Annotated in this window: 22 protein-coding genes and 1 other annotated feature; of the genes, 15 read left to right on the forward strand and 7 right to left on the reverse strand. The window is 49.8% G+C overall.

What is annotated here, in order from left to right; all coding sequences use genetic code 11:
• The first annotated feature begins 359 nt into the window (after positions 1-359).
• The 5 genes from LVQ77_RS11955 to thrC all read left to right on the forward strand — a co-directional run bounded on the left by LVQ77_RS11955 (position 360) and on the right by thrC (position 6,080).
• The gene (locus LVQ77_RS11955; protein ID WP_232904521.1) at positions 360-1,088 is read left to right on the forward strand and encodes a tRNA/rRNA methyltransferase; all 729 of its coding nucleotides are present in this window, start codon (positions 360-362) and stop codon (positions 1,086-1,088) included.
• Positions 1,089-1,245: 157 nt separating this feature from the next.
• Positions 1,246-1,314, forward strand: coding sequence for a thr operon leader peptide (gene thrL / locus LVQ77_RS11960; protein ID WP_072009468.1), 69 nt, complete (start codon positions 1,246-1,248; stop codon positions 1,312-1,314).
• Positions 1,253-1,370 (forward strand) — a sequence feature (Thr leader region). Its footprint overlaps the gene before it by 62 nt.
• Before the next feature lie 26 nt (positions 1,371-1,396).
• The gene (gene thrA, locus LVQ77_RS11965; RefSeq protein WP_232904522.1) at positions 1,397-3,859 is read left to right on the forward strand and encodes a bifunctional aspartate kinase/homoserine dehydrogenase I; all 2,463 of its coding nucleotides are present in this window, start codon (positions 1,397-1,399) and stop codon (positions 3,857-3,859) included.
• A gap of 1 nt (position 3,860) precedes the next feature.
• Positions 3,861-4,790, forward strand: a complete 930-nt coding sequence (thrB, locus tag LVQ77_RS11970; RefSeq protein ID WP_064513827.1) for a homoserine kinase — start codon at positions 3,861-3,863, stop codon at positions 4,788-4,790.
• Positions 4,791-4,793: 3 nt separating this feature from the next.
• A complete protein-coding gene (thrC, locus tag LVQ77_RS11975) occupies positions 4,794-6,080 on the forward strand; it encodes a threonine synthase (RefSeq protein WP_232864619.1) in 1,287 nt (428 codons plus the stop codon).
• Positions 6,081-6,206: 126 nt separating this feature from the next.
• On the opposite strand, the gene LVQ77_RS11980 is transcribed toward thrC, so the two are convergent.
• From LVQ77_RS11980 to LVQ77_RS11990, 3 genes are all read right to left on the reverse strand, one after another.
• A complete protein-coding gene (locus LVQ77_RS11980) occupies positions 6,207-7,547 on the reverse strand; it encodes an AppA family phytase/histidine-type acid phosphatase (protein ID WP_232904523.1) in 1,341 nt (446 codons plus the stop codon).
• A gap of 143 nt (positions 7,548-7,690) precedes the next feature.
• Entirely contained in the window at positions 7,691-8,701 is a 1,011-nt protein-coding gene (gap, locus tag LVQ77_RS11985; protein ID WP_232904524.1) for a type I glyceraldehyde-3-phosphate dehydrogenase, read from the reverse strand.
• Positions 8,702-8,779: 78 nt separating this feature from the next.
• Positions 8,780-9,760: a GlxA family transcriptional regulator gene (locus LVQ77_RS11990; RefSeq protein ID WP_232904525.1), complete on the reverse strand. Its 981-nt coding sequence runs from the start codon at positions 9,758-9,760 to the stop codon at positions 8,780-8,782.
• 216 nt (positions 9,761-9,976) lie between these two features.
• Here LVQ77_RS11990 and LVQ77_RS11995 point away from each other — a divergent pair, with 216 nt between their 5' ends.
• Entirely contained in the window at positions 9,977-10,288 is a 312-nt protein-coding gene (locus tag LVQ77_RS11995) for a DUF2502 domain-containing protein (RefSeq protein ID WP_232904526.1), read from the forward strand.
• 32 nt (positions 10,289-10,320) lie between these two features.
• Here the strand turns inward: LVQ77_RS11995 and yaaA are convergent, their stop codons facing one another.
• Positions 10,321-11,094, reverse strand: a complete 774-nt coding sequence (yaaA, locus tag LVQ77_RS12000; protein WP_232904527.1) for a peroxide stress protein YaaA — start codon at positions 11,092-11,094, stop codon at positions 10,321-10,323.
• Positions 11,095-11,163: 69 nt separating this feature from the next.
• Positions 11,164-12,609, reverse strand: a complete 1,446-nt coding sequence (locus LVQ77_RS12005; protein ID WP_232864613.1) for an alanine/glycine:cation symporter family protein — start codon at positions 12,607-12,609, stop codon at positions 11,164-11,166.
• Between the two features lie 216 nt (positions 12,610-12,825).
• Between LVQ77_RS12005 and tal the strand changes: the two genes are divergently transcribed.
• The 3 genes from tal (at position 12,826) to LVQ77_RS12020 (ending at position 15,927) form a co-directional block, all read left to right on the forward strand.
• Positions 12,826-13,779: a transaldolase gene (gene tal, locus LVQ77_RS12010; protein ID WP_232864612.1), complete on the forward strand. Its 954-nt coding sequence runs from the start codon at positions 12,826-12,828 to the stop codon at positions 13,777-13,779.
• Between the two features lie 110 nt (positions 13,780-13,889).
• On the forward strand, positions 13,890-14,477 hold the full coding sequence (gene mog / locus LVQ77_RS12015) for a molybdopterin adenylyltransferase (RefSeq protein ID WP_232904528.1): 588 nt from the start codon (positions 13,890-13,892) through the stop codon (positions 14,475-14,477).
• 124 nt (positions 14,478-14,601) lie between these two features.
• On the forward strand, positions 14,602-15,927 hold the full coding sequence (locus LVQ77_RS12020) for an MFS transporter (RefSeq protein WP_232904529.1): 1,326 nt from the start codon (positions 14,602-14,604) through the stop codon (positions 15,925-15,927).
• A gap of 55 nt (positions 15,928-15,982) precedes the next feature.
• On the opposite strand, the gene satP is transcribed toward LVQ77_RS12020, so the two are convergent.
• Complete coding sequence (satP, locus tag LVQ77_RS12025; RefSeq protein ID WP_151993101.1) at positions 15,983-16,552, reverse strand: acetate uptake transporter; 570 nt, start codon at positions 16,550-16,552, stop codon at positions 15,983-15,985.
• Positions 16,553-16,675: 123 nt separating this feature from the next.
• On the opposite strand from satP, the gene LVQ77_RS12030 reads away from it, so the two are divergent.
• The 5 genes from LVQ77_RS12030 (at position 16,676) to nhaR (ending at position 22,367) form a co-directional block, all read left to right on the forward strand.
• Positions 16,676-16,849, forward strand: a complete 174-nt coding sequence (locus LVQ77_RS12030; RefSeq protein ID WP_232904530.1) for a hypothetical protein — start codon at positions 16,676-16,678, stop codon at positions 16,847-16,849.
• Complete coding sequence (dnaK, locus tag LVQ77_RS12035; protein WP_232904531.1) at positions 16,850-18,769, forward strand: molecular chaperone DnaK; 1,920 nt, start codon at positions 16,850-16,852, stop codon at positions 18,767-18,769.
• Between the two features lie 97 nt (positions 18,770-18,866).
• Positions 18,867-20,006, forward strand: coding sequence for a molecular chaperone DnaJ (gene dnaJ / locus LVQ77_RS12040; protein ID WP_151993103.1), 1,140 nt, complete (start codon positions 18,867-18,869; stop codon positions 20,004-20,006).
• Between the two features lie 222 nt (positions 20,007-20,228).
• On the forward strand, positions 20,229-21,407 hold the full coding sequence (gene nhaA, locus LVQ77_RS12045; protein WP_232864609.1) for a Na+/H+ antiporter NhaA: 1,179 nt from the start codon (positions 20,229-20,231) through the stop codon (positions 21,405-21,407).
• A gap of 66 nt (positions 21,408-21,473) precedes the next feature.
• Positions 21,474-22,367, forward strand: a complete 894-nt coding sequence (gene nhaR, locus LVQ77_RS12050; RefSeq protein WP_232864608.1) for a transcriptional activator NhaR — start codon at positions 21,474-21,476, stop codon at positions 22,365-22,367.
• Between the two features lie 73 nt (positions 22,368-22,440).
• Here the strand turns inward: nhaR and rpsT are convergent, their stop codons facing one another.
• Positions 22,441-22,704: a 30S ribosomal protein S20 gene (gene rpsT / locus LVQ77_RS12055; RefSeq protein WP_034459390.1), complete on the reverse strand. Its 264-nt coding sequence runs from the start codon at positions 22,702-22,704 to the stop codon at positions 22,441-22,443.
• A 326-nt stretch (positions 22,705-23,030) separates the two neighbouring features.
• On the opposite strand from rpsT, the gene ribF reads away from it, so the two are divergent.
• Entirely contained in the window at positions 23,031-23,963 is a 933-nt protein-coding gene (ribF, locus tag LVQ77_RS12060; protein WP_232864607.1) for a bifunctional riboflavin kinase/FAD synthetase, read from the forward strand.
• The last annotated feature ends 21 nt before the right edge of the window (positions 23,964-23,984 follow it).

Consider the following 23,984-nt stretch of genomic DNA (forward strand, 5'->3'; position numbering starts at 1 on the left):
GACATATATCAAATTCAATTGTAGCACGTTAACAGTTTGATGAAATCATCGTAGCGTTTTGCCACATTTCATCACAATATTTTAATAATATATATAGTTACATGAATTGATTAGTAAAGAACATAAATCAGATTGATGATGGTGTTAATATGGTTTTTTTGTTATTTAAAACAATGAGATAATGCTTTTTACTGCATCTTTGCTTGCTGGTCAAACCACCAATATGTATTCAAGGTGCTTATGATTCGTATTACATGCATTTTATATACGAATGTTACTTTAATGTAAATTTTTGATGCGTATTATCATTTGAAATTTGTGAATGTCCAATAACGGGCACTTTTTTAAAGAGAGTTTTAATGCGTTTTATAATTATTTTGGTCGCACCAGCCAGAGCTGAAAATGTGGGTGCAGCAGCTAGAGCGATGAAGACCATGGGATTTGCTGATTTGCGTGTGGTTGATAGCGAAGCCGATCGACAACCAGAAGCACGCTGGGTCGCGCATGGTTCTGGTGATGTGCTGGATAATGCACAGCATTTTAATACGCTGGCGGAAGCCTTGCATGATGTCGATTTTACGATTGCAACCACTGCGCGCAGCCGCGCTAAATTTCATTACTACGCCACACCGCAACAATTGGTTCCATTACTTGAAGAAAAGCGAACCTGGGTAGGGACTGCGGCACTGGTGTTTGGTCGTGAAGATTCGGGGCTAACCAATGAAGAACTCGAACTGGCAGATGTTCTGACCGGCGTACCGATGGTTGCGGATTATCCGTCGCTTAACCTTGGCCAGGCTGTAATGGTCTATTGTTATCAGCTCTCAGCACTTATGCAGCTCCCTGCGCCAGAACATGATGTGGTGGATGCCAAACAGCTAAGCGCATTACGTTCTCGTATCACTGCCTTGCTTGAGCGTGTTGAGGCGAGCAGCGACCAAAAAATGGTTGATTGGTTACAGCAGCGTCTTGGCTTGTTAGCGCAGCGAGATACGGCAATGTTGCACCGTTTGCTGCATGATATCGAAAAAAAACTGCCAGAGAATAATGCTGGAAACCGCTTTAAAAGCAGTGAGGATGGGGTGTGATTCCCCCGTTTTTTCAGCGTAATAAGCGCGATTTTTGCTGCTTTTTCAGCGTTCAGAAGCTGTGTCACTAATAGTGGTAAAATTAAAAATAAATTGACTTAGATTGCCGGATACTTTAGTCAATATAGGTAAATCATATTACGAGCACACAACATCCATGATTCGCATCAGCCCAATGACAACAATTATTACAACCACCATTACCACAGGTAACGGTGCGGGCTGACGCATACCAGGAAAAACGAAAAAAGCCCGCACCTAAACAGTGCGGGCTTTTTTTTGGACTAAAAACTCAAGGGTAATAATAAATGCGAGTGTTGAAATTCGGTGGTACTTCAGTGGCAAATGCGGAGCGTTTTCTGCGTGTTGCCGATATCCTGGAAAGCAATGCCAAACAGGGGCAGGTTGCGACCGTGCTGTCTGCCCCGGCGAAAATTACCAATCACCTCGTTGCCATGATTGAAAAAACAATTGGCGGCCAGGATGCCTTACCGAATATCAGCGATGCAGAACGCATTTTCAGCGAACTTCTGAATGGTCTCGCAGATGCACAGCCGGGTTTCCCTGTCGTGCAACTCAAGGGATTTGTTGAGAAGGAGTTTGCGCAGCTAAAGCATGTTCTGCACGGTATCAGCCTGTTGGGGCAATGCCCGGACAGCATCAACGCCGCTATCATCTGCCGTGGCGAAAAGCTCTCTATCGCTATCATGGCTGAATTGCTTAAAGCTCGCGGTCACAATGTGACGGTTATCAATCCGGTAGAGAAACTTCTCGCTGTCGGGCATTACCTTGAATCCACTGTAGATATTACTGAGTCAACTCGTCGCATTGCTGCCAGCCGTATTCCGGCTGACCATATGATCCTGATGGCGGGCTTTACTGCCGGGAACGAAAAAGGCGAGTTAGTCGTTCTGGGTCGTAATGGATCTGACTATTCAGCGGCCGTGCTGGCTGCCTGTTTACGCGCGGACTGTTGTGAAATTTGGACTGATGTTGATGGCGTTTATACTTGCGACCCACGTCAGGTACCGGATGCAAGGCTTCTAAAATCGATGTCGTATCAGGAGGCCATGGAGCTTTCTTACTTCGGCGCCAAAGTTCTTCATCCACGTACTATTTCCCCGATTGCTCAATTCCAAATCCCTTGCCTGATTAAAAACACGGGTAACCCGCAAGCGCCTGGCACTTTAATTGGTGCAGAAAGTGATGAAGATGATCTGCCGGTTAAAGGCATCACTAACCTGAATAATATGGCGATGTTTAACGTTTCAGGCCCAGGAATGAAAGGGATGGTTGGTATGGCGGCACGCGTCTTTGCTGCTATGTCCCGCGCTGGAATTTCGGTGGTGTTGATTACTCAGTCATCCTCTGAATACAGCATTAGCTTCTGTGTGCCGCAGGCGGATTGCGTACGTGCGCGTCGTGCGATGGATGATGAGTTCTATCTCGAACTCAAAGAGGGTCTGCTTGAACCACTGGCGATCATGGAGCATCTGGCCATTATCTCTGTCGTCGGGGACGGTATGCGTACTCTGCGCGGTATTTCCGCTAAGTTCTTCGCAGCCCTTGCCCGCGCCAACATCAATATCGTCGCCATCGCGCAGGGTTCATCCGAGCGTTCTATCTCGGTTGTGGTCAGTAACGACGATGCGACAACGGGTGTGCGTGTGACTCACCAGATGCTATTCAATACCGACCAGGTTATCGAAGTGTTCCTGATTGGCGTGGGCGGAGTGGGTGCTGCATTAGTTGAGCAGGTGAAACGTCAGCAGGCCTGGTTGAAGCAAAAGCATATCGATCTGCGTGTATGTGGAATTGCGAACTCGAAAGCTCTGCTGACCAATATTCATGGCCTGAATCTGGATAACTGGCAGGAAGAGCTGGCCCAGGCGAAAGAGCCGTTCAACCTTGGGCGTCTGATTCGTCTGGTAAAAGAGTATCACTTGCTGAACCCGGTGATTGTTGACTGTACTTCCAGCCAGGCGGTTGCCGACCAGTATGCTGACTTCCTTGGTGAAGGTTTCCACGTGGTGACGCCGAATAAGAAAGCGAACACCTCGACCATGAACTACTACCACCAGATGCGTAACGCGGCGGCAAAATCACGCCGTAAATTCCTTTACGATACCAACGTAGGGGCCGGTCTGCCGGTTATCGAAAACCTGCAAAACTTGCTCAATGCAGGTGACGAGTTACAACGTTTCTCTGGCGTTCTTTCTGGCTCTCTGTCGTTTATTTTCGGCAAACTCGACGAGGGTATGAGCCTTTCAGAAGCAACAAAAGTTGCCCGTGAAATGGGTTATACCGAACCCGATCCGCGTGATGATCTTTCTGGTATGGATGTGGCGCGTAAGCTGTTAATTCTGGCGCGTGAAACCGGCAGTAATTTTGAGCTTTCGGATATCATCATTGAGCCAGTATTACCTGAATCCTTTGATTCTACAGGTGATGTCGAGTCGTTCATGGCGCGCTTACCGCAGTTGGATGATGAGTTCTCTGCGCAAGTTGCAAAAGCCCGTGATGAAGGAAAAGTGCTGCGTTATGTTGGCGTGATTGAAGAAGACGGTAGCTGTAAAGTTAAAATTGATGCGGTGGATGGCAACGACCCATTGTATAAAGTTAAAAATGGCGAAAATGCGTTGGCCTTCTACAGCCATTATTACCAGCCTTTGCCGTTAGTCCTGCGTGGTTACGGAGCAGGGAATGATGTGACTGCTGCCGGTGTTTTCGCCGACTTATTGCGCACTTTGTCATGGAAGTTAGGAGTTTAAGATGGTTAAAGTATACGCCCCGGCTTCCAGTGCCAATATGAGCGTCGGGTTTGATGTTCTGGGCGCAGCCGTATCGCCGATAGATGGCTCGCTGCTTGGGGATTACGTGACTGTCGAAGCGGCAGACACTTTTAGTTTGAACAACATCGGGCGCTTCGCCAGCAAATTGCCAGACGAGCCGCGCGAAAACATCGTTTATCAATGCTGGGAGCGTTTCTGCCAGGAGATCGGCAAAAATATTCCCGTGAAAATGACTCTGGAAAAGAGCATGCCGATTGGTTCCGGCCTCGGTTCCAGCGCTTGTTCAGTGGTCGCAGGCCTGATGGCGATGAATGAATACTGCGGCAAACCATTGAGCGACACGCGTTTACTGAGCTTGATGGGCGAGCTGGAAGGGCGCATTTCAGGCAGCGTTCATTATGATAACGTAGCTCCGTGTTTCCTCGGTGGCATGCAGCTGATGATTGAAGAAAATGGCATCATCAGCCAGTCTGTACCGGGTTTTGATGAATGGCTTTGGGTGCTGGCATATCCGGGGATTAAAGTCTCTACCGCAGAAGCACGAGCCATTCTACCGGCGCTTTATCGCCGCCAGGATTGTATTAGTCATGGTCGCCATCTGGCGGGCTTCATTCACGCATGCCACACCCGCCAGCCACAGCTTGCGGCAAAACTGATGCGTGATGTGATTGCTGAGCCGTATCGCGCTAAATTGCTGCCGCGCTTTAACGAGGCACGCCAGGCTGCTGCAGATATTGGTGCGCTGGCGAGTGGTATTTCGGGCTCTGGCCCAACTCTATTTGCGCTGTGCGATAACACTGATACCGCACAACGCGTGGCTGACTGGCTCAGCCAACACTATTTGCAGAACCAGGAAGGTTTTGTACATATTTGCCGTCTGGATACGGCGGGCGCACGAGTTCTGGGATAACGCATGAAACTGTATAACCTTAAAGATCATAACGAGCAGGTCAATTTTGCCCAGGCGATTGTGCAGGGGTTGGGTAAACAGCAGGGGCTGTTTTTTCCACATGATTTGCCGGAATTTGAACTGACAGAAATAGACGAAATGCTGAAAATGGATTTCGTCTCCCGCAGCAGCAAAGTTTTGTCTGCTTTCCTCGGTGATGAAATTCCGCAGGAAGTCCTCGAAGAGCGCGTGCGTGCGGCCTTCGCTTTCCCTGCACCAGTTAAAAGCGTTGAGCCGGACATCGGCTGTCTTGAGCTGTTCCATGGCCCGACGCTGGCATTTAAAGATTTTGGCGGCCGTTTTATGGCGCAGATGCTGACGCATATCAGCGGTGACAAACCGGTTACGATTCTGACTGCAACGTCTGGTGATACTGGTGCTGCGGTTGCGCATGCATTTTATGGCCTGAAAAACGTGCGCGTCGTGATTCTGTATCCGCGCGGCAAAATCAGCCCATTGCAGGAAAAACTGTTCTGTACGCTGGGCGGCAATATTGAAACCGTCGCGATTGATGGAGATTTTGATGCCTGCCAGGCGCTGGTGAAACAAGCGTTTGATGATGAAGAGCTGAAAGTGGCACTGGGGTTAAACTCTGCCAACTCTATCAACATCAGCCGTTTACTGGCGCAGATTTGCTACTACTTTGAAGCTGTTGCTCAACTGCCTCAGGAAGCACGCAACCAGTTGGTGGTTTCCGTGCCAAGCGGCAACTTTGGTGATTTGACGGCTGGCCTGCTGGCAAAATCACTTGGCCTGCCAATCAAGCGCTTTATTGCGGCGACCAACGCGAACGATACCGTTCCACGCTTCTTAGCTAACGGCGAATGGACCCCGAAAACGACTGTGGCGACGCTTTCTAACGCCATGGATGTCAGCCAGCCAAACAACTGGCCGCGTGTGGAGGAGTTGTTCCGCCGTAAAACCTGGCGTTTGACCGATCTGGGCTATGCGACCGTGACTGACGAGACCACCAAAGCCACCATGCAAGAGCTGAAAGCTGTGGGCTATGTTTCTGAACCACACGCTGCTATCGCTTACCGTGCACTGCGCGACCAACTCCAGCCGGGCGAATACGGCCTGTTCCTCGGAACGGCGCATCCAGCGAAGTTTAAAGAGAGCGTGGAAGAGATTCTGGGCGAAACTCTGCCACTGCCTGCAGAGCTTGCTGAGCGTGCTGACTTACCGCTGCTCTCCCATAATCTGCCAGCAGATTTTGCCGAGCTGCGTAAATTGATGATGGCCAAAGCGTAAGTTTTTCGGATTGCTGACAACGATAGATGCATAGGTTTGTCGGCTGTCGCCGCGCTAATCCGACCCGGGAAGCTATAAAGTAATGCCGTTCGCTTAATCGCGAGCGGCATTTTTTTCGTCGGATATTTACTGTAGCTGGCAGCCTGGTTCCTCGCTTTGGCTAACTACTCGTGTGAATGTTGTCAGCGGGCAATATCCTTCAGCCGTCTGGTCACTACAGCCAGGAATTTTTAGCTGCACACTTCCTGCGGGTTCCTGAAGGCTAAGCGGTGTTTGAGCGCGCAACTGCTCGAGTGTCTGATACACCATACTCACGCTAACATATTGTTTCCCGGCTTTATCCGCCAAACGCTCAAAGACTAAAGCGCCGCCCGGAGGGGTGTTATCGGGTTGTCCTGGTAGCGTCCAGCGCATGTTGAGCATGCCTGCGATATTGGCAATATTGGTATCGTGCCCGGCAATAAACAGGATCTTATTGTCCGGCGAGATATCAGGCAGCTTGCTTGCGGTGGCGTTCGGGTCCAGCGCGTTGCTGATGGTCTGCAATAAAGGCGTCCCGTTATGTCTGGCGATATAAGGCGTGCGTGCCATCAAATCAAATTGGGTGTTATGCAGTTTCAGCAACTCCGCCCACTGTTGCTCTGAATGAATATTCCCCCAGGCCGCTTGCGGCATCCCTTGCGCATATTCCAGCAGGAAAATTTCAGCAAGTGTGGATGACAGGCCAACGGCCCCATCGAGAGAAACTTTGTTGCCATTATCTTTTATCGAAAGCTTGCTCGGCATGGATTGCCCTAAATCACAGCTTTTATCCACACTATGTTTCTGACACCAGGCAGAATTTGCAAAGTTGAGGGTAGTGTTCATCAAGGCCAGGGATGGAAGATAGTGTTGGTTCAGATTATCAATCGGGGTTTGCGCCTGCTTTTCAACGGCCTGTTGAATCTGATTTTTCTCCATTGAACAGATACCCGCTTTCACCGGGTGGAACAAAGGATCGGCCTTTTCAAGATTCTGCTGGTGATGAATAGTCAAACCACATTGCGGGGCAAGCCCTGCCAGGAAAGCTTCGCCCGTTTTAAGCGTGCGCTGATCAACGTCTGCCCAGACATAAACTGAGTTCGGAGCAGGGCAATTTTCCTGCGATAAAATCCCCTGTTGTTGAAACTTCTCGCGATAAAAACCGCCCATCAGGCTAATCAGATGCTCTCCGCGTGGCGTGATATAACCCAGTTTTACCGGCCATTCTGGCCAGCTATTGGGAGTAACATCACGCATGGTTTGTGTCATCTTGGTTGGTGACCGCACACCGTGGCGGCTGAGGATAACCACTTTTTCAACCTGGTAGCCTGAAGCGGGAGTGTCGTTGGCATATGCCGTCGAGCCTAATGAAAATATGGCGCTCAGTGCTACAAACAGACCATGGTGAAGCGTCAGTTTTTTGCGGTTAAACGCAGAGATCGTCATTTACAGCCTCTTTGCTTTGGGGGGAGTCTGATGAATATACTCCAGAAGCAAAGCGGTAACGTCGAGTTCGTCTCGTTGTTGTTTTGTATGTGAAAAAAATCCACGCTGGTGCGTGGATTTTAAAAGGGCTTGCGGGAGCATTTTTAGAGCCCGCGTTTAGCCATCATTGCTGCAAGGTCGACCAGGCGGTTAGAGAAGCCCCATTCGTTATCGTACCAGGCCAATATCTTGACCAGATTACCGCCAATCACCAGCGTCGAAAGCCCGTCGATGATAGAAGAACGTGGATCCCCCTGATAATCACTCGATACCAGCGGTTCATCGCTGTAGCCCAAAATGCCTTTTAGCGGGCCGTTTGTTGCTGCTTCCAGGAATGCTGCATTCACCTGCACTACGGTGACCGGGCGTTTTAAGGTTACCGTTAAATCAACGATAGAAACGACCGGTACAGGCACTCGCAATGAGTAACCGGTCAGGCGTCCGTCCAGTTCAGGAATGACTTTGCCTAACGCTTTTGCCGCGCCGCTGGAGTAAGGAACAATGGAGAGGGCGGCAGCTCGCGCGCCACGCAGGTCTTTTTCCGGCTGATCGTGTAACGCCTGGCTGTTGGTGTAAGCGTGAGTCGTGTTCATCAAACCGTGTTCAATACCAAACTGCTGATGCAAAACCTGTGCGGCAGGCGCAAGGCCGTTAGTGGTACAACTGCCATTGCTCACGACATAATGGCGTTCCGGATCGTACTGCTGGTGGTTAACGCCCATCACTATCGTCAGGTCGTCATCTTTACCAGGTGCCGAGATGATGACGCGTTTTGCTCCGCCGCTATTGATGTGTACTGCGGCCTGCTCGCGACTGGTAAAGAAACCCGTGGCCTCAATAACAATATCGACACCCACATCATGCCACGGGATATTTGCCGGATCTCTTTCGCTAAACACGCGAACAAGTTTGCCGTCCACATGCAAATGCCCGTCAGCCGCTTCAACAGGAACAGGCAAGGTTCCCATCAGTGAATCGTGTTTCAGTAGGTGAGCGAGGGTTTTGCTGTCTGTCAGATCGTTGATTGCTACAATTTCTACGTCTGCGTTGCCCAGCGTGGCGCGTAATACGTTACGACCAATTCTGCCGAAACCATTAATACCGACCTTAACCATGATTGACTCCTTCTTTGAAATGTCTGGAATCACTGTAGGCTTCAGGAAAAGTGGCGTAAATGACAAAAAAGGATCAATTCACGCCATTTTTCGACAATGAAAACGCTCGCGGTATTCACCCGGTGTGAGGTGGAGTTGACGCTCAAAGGCGCGGCGCAAAGTGATGGTGTTGCCGAATCCCGCTTTGCTCGCTATCTGAGCGAGCGTTTCCTGCGTTTGCTCAAGGCAATGTCGGGCTGCGGCAAGGCGAGCTTCTTCAACATAGCGCGCTGGCGTGATGCCAGTTTCTTTGCTGAAAACACGCGTGAAGTTACGGGGACTCATCGCTGCCCGGTCAGCCAGTTTCTCAACTGACAAATCGGCGGATAGATTTTCAAGCAGCCAGTTTTGCAATTGACCTATCGGACTGGAGATGTCGCTTTGCTGGAGATGGTATCGACTGAATTGCATCTGTCCGCCAGGACGACGCAGATACATCACCAGATCCTGTGCCACGTCGCGAGCAAGCGTAAAGCCATAATCTTCTTCGACCAGCGCGAGGGTCAGATCAAAACCTGAGCTTACTCCGCCAGAAGTCCAGATAGGGCCATCCTGAAGATAGAGTGGACCACTTTCGACTTTGACGTGCGGGTAAGTGGATTTCATCTTTTCCAGCAGATGCCAATGGGTTGTCGCACGACGGCCGTTAAGTAACCCAGCCTGTGCCAACAACATTGCCCCGCCGCAAATAGAAACAATGCGCTGAGCGTGAGGTGCGGCAAGCTTTAACCAATCGACCACCGCGGTACCTTCTAACTCATCTGATCCTCTCCCCGTGATCATAATGGTATCCCGAGGTTCATAAGGATCAAGTTCGTGCAGGCGATAGTCGGCCAGCAAGTTCAGCCCGGATTGACCGTGGATCACCTGATGAGGCTGAGTGGTCGCAAGTCTTATCTGGTAGCGAGGTTGAGACAAGTCTTCCGCTTGTAAGCGGTTGGCTTGCATCAGTATGTCGGCAATCCCGGCGGCTTCGAACAGTACCCCGCCATCAGGAACAATAATCAGAAAGGTTTTCATGTCCTAAAAAGTACGCTTTTGACAAAATAAGTCAATGTGGGATTTACGTCTGAATCATGGAGGAAATGTGCGGGAAACAAGGAGGGAAAATGTAGGAATTCCCATTAAATGCGGGCAATCTGAGATTAGGATTGCGGAGAATAACAACCCCATGCTGTCAGGCATATGCTCTCTTCAACGACCTATAATGGGCATGAATGCAGTAAGGAGTAGCTTATGTTGAAATCAATTGTTCTCGCATTATCGATTCTGGTAGTCGCTCCGCTGGCTGCGCAGGCTTCAGAAATTACGCTAATTCCAGCGGTGAAACTGCAAATTGGCGACCAGGATCGGGGCGGTAATTACTGGGACGGCGGCCACTGGCGGGACCGTGGCTGGTGGAACGACCACTATGAATGGCGTGATAACAGATGGCATCCGCATGACCATCATGACGAGCGCCATGACCATGACCACCATGATAAGGACCACCATGATAAGGACCACCATGATAACGGCAATCATTATGGCCAATACAAACATCACTAAGCAAAACGCCAGCATTGTGCTGGCGTTTTGCTTTACTGCTCGTGACGCTTGAATACCAATTCATGTTTACCGGAAGCCACTTCATCAAAGAAGTAGCCATCAGTGTTAAAGCCCGTGAGTTGCTCAGGTTTAGTCAGGCGATTTTGAATGATGTAGCGGCTCATCAGGCCACGGGCTTTCTTGGCATAGAAACTAATGACTTTAAATTTGCCATTCTTCTCATCAAGGAACACCGGCTTGAAGATTTCTGCATTGAGCTTTTTCGGTTTGACCGATTTGTAGTATTCATCTGAAGCCAGGTTAATCACAACATTGTCACCCTGAGCTTCCAGCGCCTGGTTCAGTTTCTCGGTGATGGTGTCACCCCAGAAATGATACAGATCTTTACCCTGAGGGTTCTCAAGCTTAATGCCCATCTCCAGACGATATGGCTGCATTAGGTCAAGTGGGCGCAATACGCCGTACAACCCGGAAAGCATCCGTAAATGCTGCTGGGCGAAATCGAAATCTGCATCGCTAAACTCTTCAGCCTGCAACCCTGTATACACATCACCTTTAAACGCCAGAATCGCCTGACGCGCATTTTGTGGGGTGAATTCCGGGTGCCATTCGTGAAAACGGGTTTCGTTTAGCGAAGCCAGTTTGTCGCTGATATGCATCAGGGATGAGATTTGCGGGGCGCTAAGTTTACGCGCCACGGCAATCAGCTGTTGGGAATAGTCCAGCAACTCGGGCTGCGTATAGCGATCGGTAGGAAGATCGCTTTGATAATCCAGTGTTTTTGCAGGTGAAATTAGAATTAGCATATCTGTTCCTTGCCGATTAATGCCCACTACTGTAGCAAATTTACTGAAAGTATTAGCCGATGGTTGCGATTAGCGCCTGGTTTCAGGTGGTTCCGGATTGTCCCAGATGCCCGGTGCCAGCTGGCTTTTAATTTCCGGAAAGCGATTCGGGTCGAAAACGGGGGTTTCACCTAACTTTAACTGCCGCAGGTAATCGATACTCAGATCGCGGGCGATAGGCGAAAGCAGCAGAATTGCCGTGAGGTTAGTGACAGCCATAAACGCCATTGCTACGTCTGCCATTTGCCAGACTAATGGCAATGGGGAAAGGGTGCCAAACATCACCATTACCAGTGCCAGGCAACGGAATAACACAGTAGCAAAAGGGCTCTTTTGTTGTAAAAACAGAAGGTTGTTTTCTGCGTAAGCGTAGTTGGCGACAATCGATGTAAATGCAAATAGCATAACAATGAGAGCGATGAATCCCGTTCCCCACGACCCCACTACACTACTAAGTGCTTGTTGTACCAGCATTATGCCGTTCATGTCAGGGCTTGCCGTATCCAGAATGCCCGAAAACAGGATAATCCCGGCGGTGGCTGAGCAGATGATTATTGTATCAATCAACACACCAAACATTTGCACCAACCCTTGTGATGCGGGATGTGGTGGCCATGTCGCAGCAGCCGCTGCAGCGTTAGGTGAAGAACCCATGCCAGCTTCGTTAGAAAACATGCCGCGCTGAAAACCGGTGGTGATTGCCTGACTAATTGTGAATCCCAGGGCTCCTGATGCCGCTTCTTGCCAGCCGAACGCGCTTTTGAACACCAGAGAAACCACTTCAGGTAAACGCTCGATATTCATTGCCATGACGACCAGGCTCATCAACACCCAGATAAGTGCCATAAATGGAACCAACCATTGGGCGATGCGCGCGGTGCCACGCATTCCACCCCAAATTACACCGGCTGTTAAGACAACAAGCCCGATGCCAACCCAGGTTTTGGGAATTCCGAAAGCGTTATTCACGGCATTGGCGATGGAGTTCGCTTGCACCGCATTGAAGATCAAACCAAAGGCTATCATCAGGAAGATGGAGAACATCACCCCCATCCAGCGCATTCCCAGCCCACGTTCCATATACCACGCCGGACCACCGCGATAATTGCCTTCGCTATCACGCGTTTTATAAAGCTGGGCGAGGGTGCATTCGGCAAAAGAAGTCGCCATTCCGAGCATGGCTACGACCCACATCCAGAAAATAGCACCAGGTCCACCGAGTGTAAGAGCAAGCGCCACGCCAGAAAGATTACCGCTACCTACACGAGCAGCGAGACTTGTGCAGAGCGCCTGAAATGAGGATATTCCGGAAGGATCTTTATTTTTATTCGCCAGAATTATGCTTCGAAGCTGGGTCAAATAGCGGAATTGTACAAAACCACAGCGCCAGGTGAACCAAAGGCCTGCGCCGACTAACAAATAAATGAGGATGGAACCCCATAGTATCTCATTGATAAACAGAAAAAAATCTGCCATTAACATCCCTCGTTTGCATGCGTTGTGAGCACAGCTAATGCGCGGTGGTCGCGCATGATCCTTTAGATTGCAGGCAAATAATACACGGTATTTATCAGTTTCGCGTTCAGTTCCTGCCGATGTGTTGCTGCGGTTGCACCTGAATTGCGTCGTGATATCATCAAGCCAGACCGGTTACATCCCCCTAACAAGTTACATCTAATGAGAAACACTATCATGACGGATAAATTGACCTCCCTGCGTCAGCTAACCACAGTAGTTGCGGACACCGGGGATATTGCGGCAATGAAGCTGTATCAACCGCAAGATGCCACCACTAACCCATCTCTGATCCTGAACGCTGCGCAAATTCCTGAATATCGCAAACTGATTGATGATGCGATTGCATGGGCGCGTGAGCAGAGCAGCGATCATGCACAACAGGTTGTGGATGCGACTGACAAGCTGGCGGTGAATATTGGTCTGGAAATCCTGAAACTGATCCCAGGTCGTATTTCTACTGAAGTTGATGCGCGTCTGTCTTATGACACCGATGCCAGCATCACTAAAGCAAAACGTCTGATCAAAATGTACAACGATGCGGGTATCAGCAACGACCGTATCCTGATCAAACTGGCTTCTACCTGGCAGGGCATCCGTGCTGCTGAGCAGCTGGAAAAAGAAGGCATCAACTGTAACCTGACTCTGCTGTTCTCCTTCGCTCAGGCTCGCGCTTGTGCTGAAGCAGGTGTGTTCCTGATCTCTCCATTCGTAGGCCGTATCCTCGACTGGTACAAAACGAACACCGATAAGAAAGAGTACGCACCGCATGAAGATCCAGGTGTGGTTTCTGTTTCTGAAATCTACCAGTACTACAAAGAACACGGCTATGAAACCGTGGTTATGGGCGCAAGCTTCCGTAACCTGGGCGAAATCATCGAACTGGCTGGCTGTGACCGTCTGACCATCGCACCTGCTTTGCTGAAAGAGCTGGCTGAAAGCGAAGGTACTGTTGAGCGTAAACTGTCTTACACTGGTGACGTGAAAGCACGCCCAGAGCGTATGACTGAATCCCAGTTCCTGTGGAGCCACAACCAGGATCCAATGGCAGTTGATAAACTGGCTGACGGCATCCGTAAGTTTGCTATCGACCAGGAAAAACTGGAAAAAATGATCGGCGACCTGCTGTAATCATGACGTGTGGCAGGCTCCGCCCTGCCACGCTTTTTAGTGTTTCACCTCTGTCTGCTACTCCCTCCACCGTGTATCATTCCGTTAAGTTTTGACTGTCCGGGAATGATATGAATACCTTACGCATTGGCTTAGTTTCCATCTCCGACCGCGCTTCGAGCGGTGTATATCAAGATAAAGGCATTCCGGCGCTTGTTGACTGGCTGGAGCGCACCATAACGACTCCTTTCCAAATTGAAACGCGCTTAATTCCTGATGAACAACCGCTTATCGAACAGGCGCTGTGTGAGCTGGTGGATGAAATGGCGTGTCATTTGGTGTTAACCACCGGTGGTACAGGCCCGGCACGCCGTGATGTCACTCCTGATGCAACGCTTGCGGTTGCCGACCGTGTAATGCCTGGTTTTGGCGAGCAGATGCGCCAGATAAGCCTGCATTTTGTGCCGACGGCGATTCTTTCGCGCCAGGTGGGCGTCATTCGCAAGCAGGCACTCATTCTGAATTTACCTGGGCAGCCGAAGTCCATCCAGGAAACTCTGGAAGGCGTAAAAGGCGCTGACAATAAGGTGGTAGTGCCGGGGATTTTTGCAAGTGTACCGTATTGTATACAGTTATTAGATGGTCCTTACATTGAAACAGATAGCTCTGTGGTAGCAGCTTTTCGCCCTAAAAGTGCCATTCGCGATACAAACTCCTAAAACCAAGTTGTTTGCGGTATAAGATGTAGTCACTCTGGCATGTGGAGTGTGGTTCGTTATAGTGAATTTGCTTTACAGCAAAATGGAAGCTAATAACCACACTCTACTCTGGAAGCAGGCTCTTATGGCACAACAACTCAATTCAACACATCGCACCAGGCCCCTGAATCGTCAGGATTACAAAACCCTGACCCTTGCCGCTTTGGGCGGTGCGCTCGAATTCTACGACTTCATCATTTTCGTCTTTTTTGCCACCGTTGTTGGGGCGCTTTTCTTCCCGGCCGATATTCCCGAGTGGCTTCGTCAGCTACAAACATTTGGTATCTTTGCCGCAGGCTATCTGGCTCGTCCGCTGGGTGGGATCATCATGGCGCACTTCGGCGACCTGGTTGGTCGTAAAAAAATGTTCACCTTGAGCATTTTACTGATGGCGCTGCCAACGCTTGCGATCGGGATGTTGCCAACCTATGAAACACTCGGTATCGCGGCACCTATATTGTTACTTCTGATGCGTGTGCTTCAGGGCGCGGCAATCGGTGGTGAAGTGCCCGGAGCATGGGTATTTGTCGCAGAGCACGTTCCCTATAAACGTATTGGTATTGCATGTGGCACCTTAACTGCTGGTTTAACTGCCGGTATTTTGTTGGGTTCCGTGGTTGCTACCATCATTAATACCTCGATGACCCAGCAAGCGATTCACGATGGCGGCTGGCGTATACCGTTCTTCCTCGGTGGGATTTTCGGCCTGGTGGCGATGTATTTGCGCCGCTGGTTGCAAGAAACTCCAATTTTCCTTGAGATGCAACAACGCAAAGCGCTGGCAGAAGAGTTGCCGTTGAAATCGGTCATCGCAAACCATAAAAAAGCGGTTGTGATTTCGATGCTGCTGACATGGTTGTTGTCGGCGGGGATTGTAGTGGTCATTTTGATGGCGCCAACCTGGCTGCAAAAACAGGTGGGTATTGCGCCCGCACTGACGCTTCAGGCGAACAGTATCGCCATCGTGATGTTGTGCATTGGTTGTATTCTGGCTGGTCTGATTATTGACCGTATCGGTGCCAGCAAAACCTTTACTTTCGGCAGCTTGTTATTAGCCGTGTGCAGTTGGATGTTCTATCACCTGACGGCAATTTACCCTGAATATCTTTTCTTATTCTATGGGCTTGCTGGTTTGAGCGTTGGTGTTGTGGGGGCTGTGCCGTTTGTGATGGTGCGTGCGTTCCCGGCGGAAGTGCGTTTTAGCGGCATTTCGTTCTCTTACAATATGTCGTATGCCATTTTTGGTGGCTTGACGCCAATCTTTGTCACGATGTTATCTGCCATATCACCAATGGGACCTGCCTGGTATGTGCTGGCGCTGGCAATGGTTGGGCTGGGACTGGGGATTTGGTTGCGCAAAGATATAACGCATGAAGATAAGGTGGTTGAAAGGCCGCTGCAACATTCATAAAAAAACGCGGAGGCTAGCCTCCGCGTTTTTGTTTTCTTACACGTGAGTGCAGGAATTAGTGTTTTTCACCAATTGGCAGCACGGTACGGCCAAACTGCTCATTGAGCACTTCGCCCATTGCCAGATAAATGGCGCTTGCACCACAAACCAGGCCAATCCAACCCGCAACGCGAACGATGCTTTCGTTATCTACCAGGTGGCCAATAGCCAGCAGGGCAAACAGGACGGTCAGGCTACCAAACACGAACTGCAGCATACGTGGCGCTGAAGCCAGGGTGCCGAAGAACATGAACAGTGTGAATACGCCCCACAGACCGAGGTATGCACCGAGGAAGTGTGCGTTCGCAGCATCTGCAAGACCCATCTTAGGCATGATCAGAATGGCGACCAGAGTCAGCCAGAAAGAGCCATAAGAAGTGAAAGCTGTCAGGCCGAAAGTATTACCTTTCTTAAATTCCAACAGGCCGGCAAAAATTTGTGCGATACCACCGTAGAAAATGCCCATTGCAAGGATGTTGACATCAAAAGGGAAGATGCCGGTGTTATGCAGGTTGAGCAGAATGGTGGTCATGCCGAAGCCCATCAAGCCCAGGGGAGCTGGATTAGCCAACTTAGTGTTGCCCATAGTTCCTCTAAAATTCGTCTGAAAATGATTATATGTAGTCGCCACACAACTGCTAAAGGGCAGCGGGGCGCGGCATCATAATCAGGTGGAGAGCCTGAGTCCATGATCTAAACAGGTGTGAAGATGAAAATTTTTTTTGCCTTGCCCCTTGATGGCGAGCCGAGTGACCCCATCTTGTATGCAACCGCAGTTGATGGACCTGTAAAAAATCATGTTTGGGCAGTTGAAAGACTCTTGTTTGCCCGCAAAACAGGTTCACGACCATATGACGAACAAATTTTAAGTGGAGACGTTTAGATGGGTAAAATTATTGGCATCGACTTGGGTACTACCAACTCTTGTGTAGCGATTATGGATGGTACTACTGCTCGCGTTCTGGAAAACGCAGAGGGCGACCGCACCACTCCTTCTATCATTGCTTATACGCAAGATGGTGAGATTCTGGTTGGTCAGCCGGCTAAACGTCAGGCAGTGACTAACCCGCAGAACACATTGTTCGCGATCAAACGCCTGATTGGCCGTCGCTTCCAGGATGAAGAAGTGCAGCGTGATGAAGCTATCATGCCGTACAAAATTATTGGCGCTGATAACGGTGATGCATGGATCGACGTTAAAGGCCAAAAAATGGCACCTCCGCAGATCTCTGCTGAAGTGCTGAAGAAAATGAAGAAAACCGCTGAAGATTACCTGGGCGAACCAGTAACTGAAGCTGTTATCACCGTTCCTGCGTACTTCAACGATGCTCAGCGTCAGGCAACTAAAGATGCTGGCCGTATCGCAGGTCTGGAAGTAAAACGTATCATCAACGAACCAACCGCAGCGGCTCTGGCCTACGGTCTGGATAAAGAAGTTGGCAACCGTACTATCGCGGTATACGACTTGGGTGGTGGTACTTTCGATATCTCTATCATCGAAATTGATGAAGTTGATGGCGAGAAAACCTTCGAAGTTCTGGCAACCAATGGTGATACCCATCTGGGTGGTGAAGACTTCGATAGCCGTCTGATCAACTACTTAGTGGAAGAGTTCAAGAAAGATCAAGGTATCGATCTGCGTAACGATCCACTGGCTATGCAGCGTCTGAAAGAAGCTGCTGAAAAAGCGAAAATTGAGCTGTCTTCAGCTCAGCAGACCGACGTGAACCTGCCGTACATCACAGCAGACGCGACTGGTCCAAAACACATGAACATCAAAGTGACTCGTGCGAAACTGGAATCCCTGGTCGAAGACCTGGTAAACCGTTCTATCGAGCCGCTGAAAGTTGCACTGCAAGATGCTGGCCTGTCTGTATCCGATATCCAGGACGTAATCCTGGTTGGTGGTCAGACTCGTATGCCAATGGTGCAGAAGAAAGTTACTGAGTTCTTTGGTAAAGAACCACGTAAAGACGTTAACCCGGACGAAGCTGTTGCAATCGGTGCAGCTGTTCAGGGTGGTGTGCTTGCTGGTGACGTGACTGACGTACTGCTGCTGGACGTTACCCCGCTGTCTCTGGGTATCGAAACCATGGGCGGTGTGATGACTTCACTGATCAACAAAAACACCACTATCCCGACTAAGCACAGCCAGGTGTTCTCCACAGCTGAAGATAACCAGTCTGCGGTGACCATCCATGTGATTCAGGGTGAACGTAAACGTGCAGCTGATAACAAATCTCTGGGTCAGTTCAACCTGGATGGTATCAGCCCAGCACCACGTGGCATGCCACAAATCGAAGTAACTTTCGATATCGATGCTGATGGTATCCTGCACGTTTCCGCTAAAGACAAAAACAGCGGTAAAGAGCAGAAGATCACCATCAAGGCTTCTTCTGGTCTCAATGAAGAAGAAATCCAGAAAATGGTGCGCGATGCGGAAGCTAACGCAGAGGCTGACCGTAAGTTCGAAGAACTGGTTCAGACTCGCAACCAGGGTGACCACCTGATGCACAGCACTCGCAAGCAGGTTGAAGAAGCGGGTGATAAACTGCCAGCTGACGACAAAACTGCAATCGAGTCTGCATTGAGTGCGCTGGAAACTTCTCTGAAAGGCGAAGACAAAGCTGACATCGAAGCGAAAATGCAGGCGCTGGCGGAAGTTTCTCAGAAACTGATGGAGCTGGCTCAGGCACAGCACGCTGAACAGCAAGCTGGCAACGCGACTGACGCTGGCAACTCTGCTGGCAAAGACGACGATGTTGTTGACGCTGAGTTCGAAGAAGTTAAAGACAAAAAATAATCGCCCTTTTGTAAGTTAAAGTGTGATGTGAATAGAAGCACGGGCGTTGAGGTTTTCCTCTGCGCCCGTGCCCGCATGTTAGGGGCAGACAAAAAAGATGGCGAAGAGAGACTATTACGAGGTTTTAGGCGTTCCGAAAAACGCGGAAGAGCGTGAAATCAAGAAAGCCTATAAACGCCTGGCAATGAAGTTCCACCCGGATCGTAATCAGGGTGACAAAGAGTCCGAAGGCAAATTTAAAGAAATCAAAGAAGCCTACGAAATCCTGACCGACGAGCAAAAACGTGCAGCCTATGACCAGTATGGTCATGCCGCGTTTGAACAGGGCGGGATGGGCGGTGGCGGTCACGGCGGGTTTGGCGGTGGCGGTGCTGACTTTGGCGATATCTTTGGCGACGTATTCGGTGACATCTTCGGTGGTGGCCGCCGTCAGCGTGCTTCCCGCGGGTCTGATTTGCGTTACAACATGGACTTAACGCTGGAAGAAGCGGTTCGTGGCGTCACCAAAGAGATCCGTATCCCAACACTTGAAGAGTGTGGTGTTTGTCACGGTAGCGGCGCGAAAGCAGGCTCCAAGCCACAAACTTGCCCGACTTGTCATGGACAAGGCCAGGTGCAAATGCGTCAGGGCTTCTTTACCGTGCAGCAAAGCTGTCCACACTGCCAGGGTCGCGGTTCGATTATTAAAGATCCGTGCAACACCTGTCATGGGCATGGCCGTGTAGAGAAAACTAAGACTCTGTCGGTGAAAATCCCGGCAGGCGTTGATACCGGCGACCGTATTCGTCTTGCAGGCGAAGGTGAAGCGGGCGAGCATGGCGCACCGTCAGGTGATCTGTACGTTCAGGTTCAGGTTAAACAGCACCCGATCTTCGAGCGTGAAGGCAACAACCTGTATTGCGAAGTGCCAATTAACTTCGCGATGGCGGCATTGGGTGGCGAGATTGAAGTCCCAACACTGGATGGTCGTGTAAACCTGAAAGTGCCTGGTGAAACGCAAACTGGCAAATTGTTCAGAATGCGTGGTAAAGGGGTGAAATCCGTACGCGGCGGGGCTCAGGGTGACCTGTTATGCCGCGTTGTTGTAGAAACCCCGGTTAGCCTGAATGAAAAGCAGAAACAATTGCTGCGCGATCTGGCGGAAAGTTTTGGTGGGCCTAGTGGTGAAAAGAATAGTCCGCGTTCAAAGAGCTTCTTTGACGGCGTGAAGAAATTCTTTGACGATCTAACCCGCTAAACCTAACTTCCTTATTGGTAGTGAAAAAGCCTGAATCGAATATTTTTGATTCAGGCTTTTTTTATGCGCCAGGCATTCATTAGTTTTTTATGTAACTCGATTCGTTTTTCTCGAGTCTTTAATGCAATATAATCTACTTTTCTCGAAGTGTTAGACAGGCTATGCTTAATACATATTAATGCCCTAAATGATTTAAGGCAGTCTGAAAACCGGGATGAAAAGATGACAAAAAAACTAAAATACTTTTTCAATAATGATGCCTCCAGCGGCATCTTTTTAATCCTTGCCGCTGTGCTGGCAATGGTTCTTGCCAACCTGAGCTCCACCAGTGAGTTGTACCAGTCGTTTTTAAATACACCGGTAGAGGTGCGTATTGGTTCGCTGGATATCAGTAAAAATCTACTGTTGTGGGTCAACGATGCATTGATGGCAATCTTCTTCCTGATGATTGGCCTTGAAGTAAAACGCGAAATGGTGTGTGGTTCGCTTGCCAGCATGCGCCAGGCATCGTTCCCGGTTATTGCGGCATTGGGTGGCATGGTCGTCCCTGCTGCAATCTATTTGCTGTTCAACTTCCAGGACCCGATTACTCGTGAAGGCTGGGCGATTCCTGCAGCAACCGATATCGCTTTCGCACTGGGTATTCTGGCATTGCTGGGCAACCGTGTTCCTGTCGCACTTAAAGTGTTCTTGATGGCTTTGGCCATTATTGATGACCTGGGTGCGATCGTAATTATCGCTCTGTTCTACACCAGCGATCTTTCAATCCTTTCGCTGGCCGTTGCCGCAGGTGCTATCGCTGTACTGGCATTACTGAATATCTGCAATGTGCGCCGTACTGGTTTGTATATTCTGGTTGGCGTGGTGTTGTGGACCGCAGTATTGAAATCGGGCGTTCACGCAACACTTGCAGGGGTAATTATTGGTTTCCTTATCCCACTGAAAGAAAAAGATGGGCGCTCTCCGGCGAAAGAGCTGGAGCATGTGCTGCATCCTTGGGTCGCATTCTTGATTCTGCCGTTGTTTGCTTTTGCGAATGCGGGCGTTTCATTAAGCGGTGTGACTTTTGACGGGTTAACTTCGTTGCTACCGATGGGGATAATGGCGGGTCTGTTTATCGGCAAGCCACTGGGTATTAGCCTGTTCTGCTGGGCAGCACTGAAGCTGAAGCTGGCAACGTTGCCTGAAGGGACGACCTGTAAGGAAATCATGGCGGTCGGCGTGCTTTGCGGGATTGGTTTCACAATGTCTATCTTCATTGCATCGCTGGCATTTGACGGTGCAGATCCTGCGCTGATTACCTGGGCAAAACTGGGTATTCTCTTGGGGTCACTGTTCTCAGCCGTCGTCGGTTACTGCATGTTGAGAAGCCGCTTCAGCTCGCAGTTACAGCATAATTAATGTTACTACTAACGGCTCCTCGGGAGCCGTTAGCTAATGGACTGTTTATCAGGGAGTGAAAAACGTATGTCACACATCAATTACAACCATCTCTACTACTTCTGGCAAGTCTGCAAAGAAGGGTCGGTTGTGGGGGCCGCAGAAGCGCTTTATTTAACGCCGCAAACCATCACCGGTCAGATCAAAGCGCTGGAAGAGCGCCTGCAAGGTAAACTCTTCCGCCGCCAGGGGCGTGGTCTGGTACCTTCTGAATTAGGCCAGCTTGTTTTCCGCTATGCAGACCGTATGTTTACCTTAAGTCAGGAAATGCTGGATATCGTGAACTACCGCAAAGAGTCCAGCCTGTTGTTTGATGTCGGTATTGCGGACGCACTATCAAAACGCCTGGTGAGCGGCGTGCTTGATGCGGCTGTCGTAGAGGATGAGCAAATCCACCTACGCTGTTTTGAATCGACCCATGAAATGCTGCTTGAGCAACTCAGCCAACATAAACTGGATATGATCATCTCTGACTGCCCGATTGATTCAACTCAGCAGGAAGGGCTGTTCTCGGTGAAAATCGGCGAATGTGGCATTAGCTTCTGGAGCCAAAACCCGGTGCCAGATTTACCTTTCCCCGCCTGTCTTGAAACCCGACGCTTGTTGATTCCAGGCCGCCGCTCGATGTTAGGGCGTAAGATTTTGAACTGGATTAACACTCAAGGATTGAAGGTGGAGATTCTCGGTGAGTTTGATGATGCCGCCTTGATGAAAGCCTTTGGTGCGGCGCACAATGCAATTTTTGTGGCTCCAACGCTATACGGGCAGGATATCTATAACGATGAGAACATTGTTGAAATTGGGCGCATTGAGAATGTGATGGAAGAGTACCACGCGATATTTGCAGAACGCATGATTCAACATCCAGCGGTACAGCGTGTGTGTAACCGGGATTACTCAGCGTTATTCAAAGAGGCTTAAAGCAGGGCTCAAATTTCAGATATAAAAAAACCGGCATAAGCCGGTTTTTTTCAAGCTAACAACAAGTTGGCGATTAAGCCAGTTTGTTGATTTGCGCTACAAGGTTAGCCTTATGACGCGCAGCTTTGTTTTTGTGGATCAGACCTTTGCTAGCCTGACGATCCACGATTGGTTGCATTTCGTTAAATGCTTTCTGTGCAGCAGCTTTGTCGCCAGTTTCAATCGCTGCGTATACTTTCTTGATGAAAGTACGCATCATAGAGCGACGGCTTGCGTTGTGCTTACGAGCCTTTTCAGACTGTACAGCACGTTTCTTAGCTGATTTGATATTAGCCAAGGTCCAACTCCCAAATATGATCTATGTAGACAATTCAAAGGCCGAGGAATATGCCCTCTTAGCCTTCTTTTGTCAATGGATTTGTGCAAATAAGCGCCGTTAAATTTCCGGAGCCTCTTACGTTGTGATGGCGCGGATTCTACCAGCATAACGGTCATGAATACAGCTTTAAGCAACAAAAATCGTCCAGTGATGCGCATCTACGTAGAAACCAGACGCCAGTTCGATGAAAACCTTAATGCTTTATGCCAAAGGGGACAATCGCCGGTTAACCTTCACCGTGGTAATTGATATAATCCGCCGATTTCCACTGTTTTGAGCCAGCCATGAAGCTGATACGCGGCATACATAATTTACGCCAGAACCACCACGGGTGTGTCCTCACCATTGGGAATTTCGATGGCGTGCATCGAGGCCACAAGTCCCTGTTAAAAGGATTGTGTGCACAAGGGCGTGCGCGAAATCTGCCGGTGATGGTCATGATCTTTGAACCGCAACCGCTTGAGCTGTTCGCAGGCGATAAAGCCCCAGCGCGTCTCACACGCCTGCGCGAAAAGCTGCGTTATCTGGCTGAGTGTGGTGTGGATTACGTGCTGTGTGTGCGATTTGACAGGCGTTTTGCTGCACTCACCGCGCAAAACTTTGTCAGCGATCTTCTGGTTGACCGCCTCGGGGTAAAATTCCTCGCGGTAGGTGATGATTTCCGCTTTGGTGCTGGTCGCCAGGGGGATTTCTTGTTATTACAGAAGGCTGGTCTCGAATATGGTTTTGACGTCACCAGTACGCAAACCTTCTGCGAAGGTGGAGTGCGAATCAGCAGCACGGCTGTTCGCCAGGCACTGGCTGATGACGATTTGATACTTGCCGAAAGTTTACTGGGCCATCCGTTTATCATCTCCGGGCGCGTTGTCCATGGTGATGAACTCGGGAGAACCATTGGTTTCCCAACGGCGAACTTACCGCTGCGTCGCCAGGTTTCCCCGGTAAAAGGGGTGTTTGCGGTAGAAGTCGCAGGCCTGGGCGATAAACCCCTGCCAGGCGTTGCCAACATTGGCACGCGTCCTACGGTAGCGGGGATTCGCCAACAGCTAGAGGTCCATTTGCTGGACGTTGCAATGGACTTATATGGGCACCATATTGATGTGGTGCTACGTAAAAAAATACGAAATGAACAACGGTTTGCTTCGCTTGATGAACTGAAAGCGCAAATCGCCAAAGATGTGGTAACCGCCCGCGAATTTTTTGGGCCCAATACCTGAGCAAGCTAACTACGGAACCGA

The organism is Buttiauxella cochleicola (assembly GCF_021282435.1).
GTDB classification, from domain to species: Bacteria; Pseudomonadota; Gammaproteobacteria; order Enterobacterales; family Enterobacteriaceae; genus Buttiauxella; species Buttiauxella massiliensis.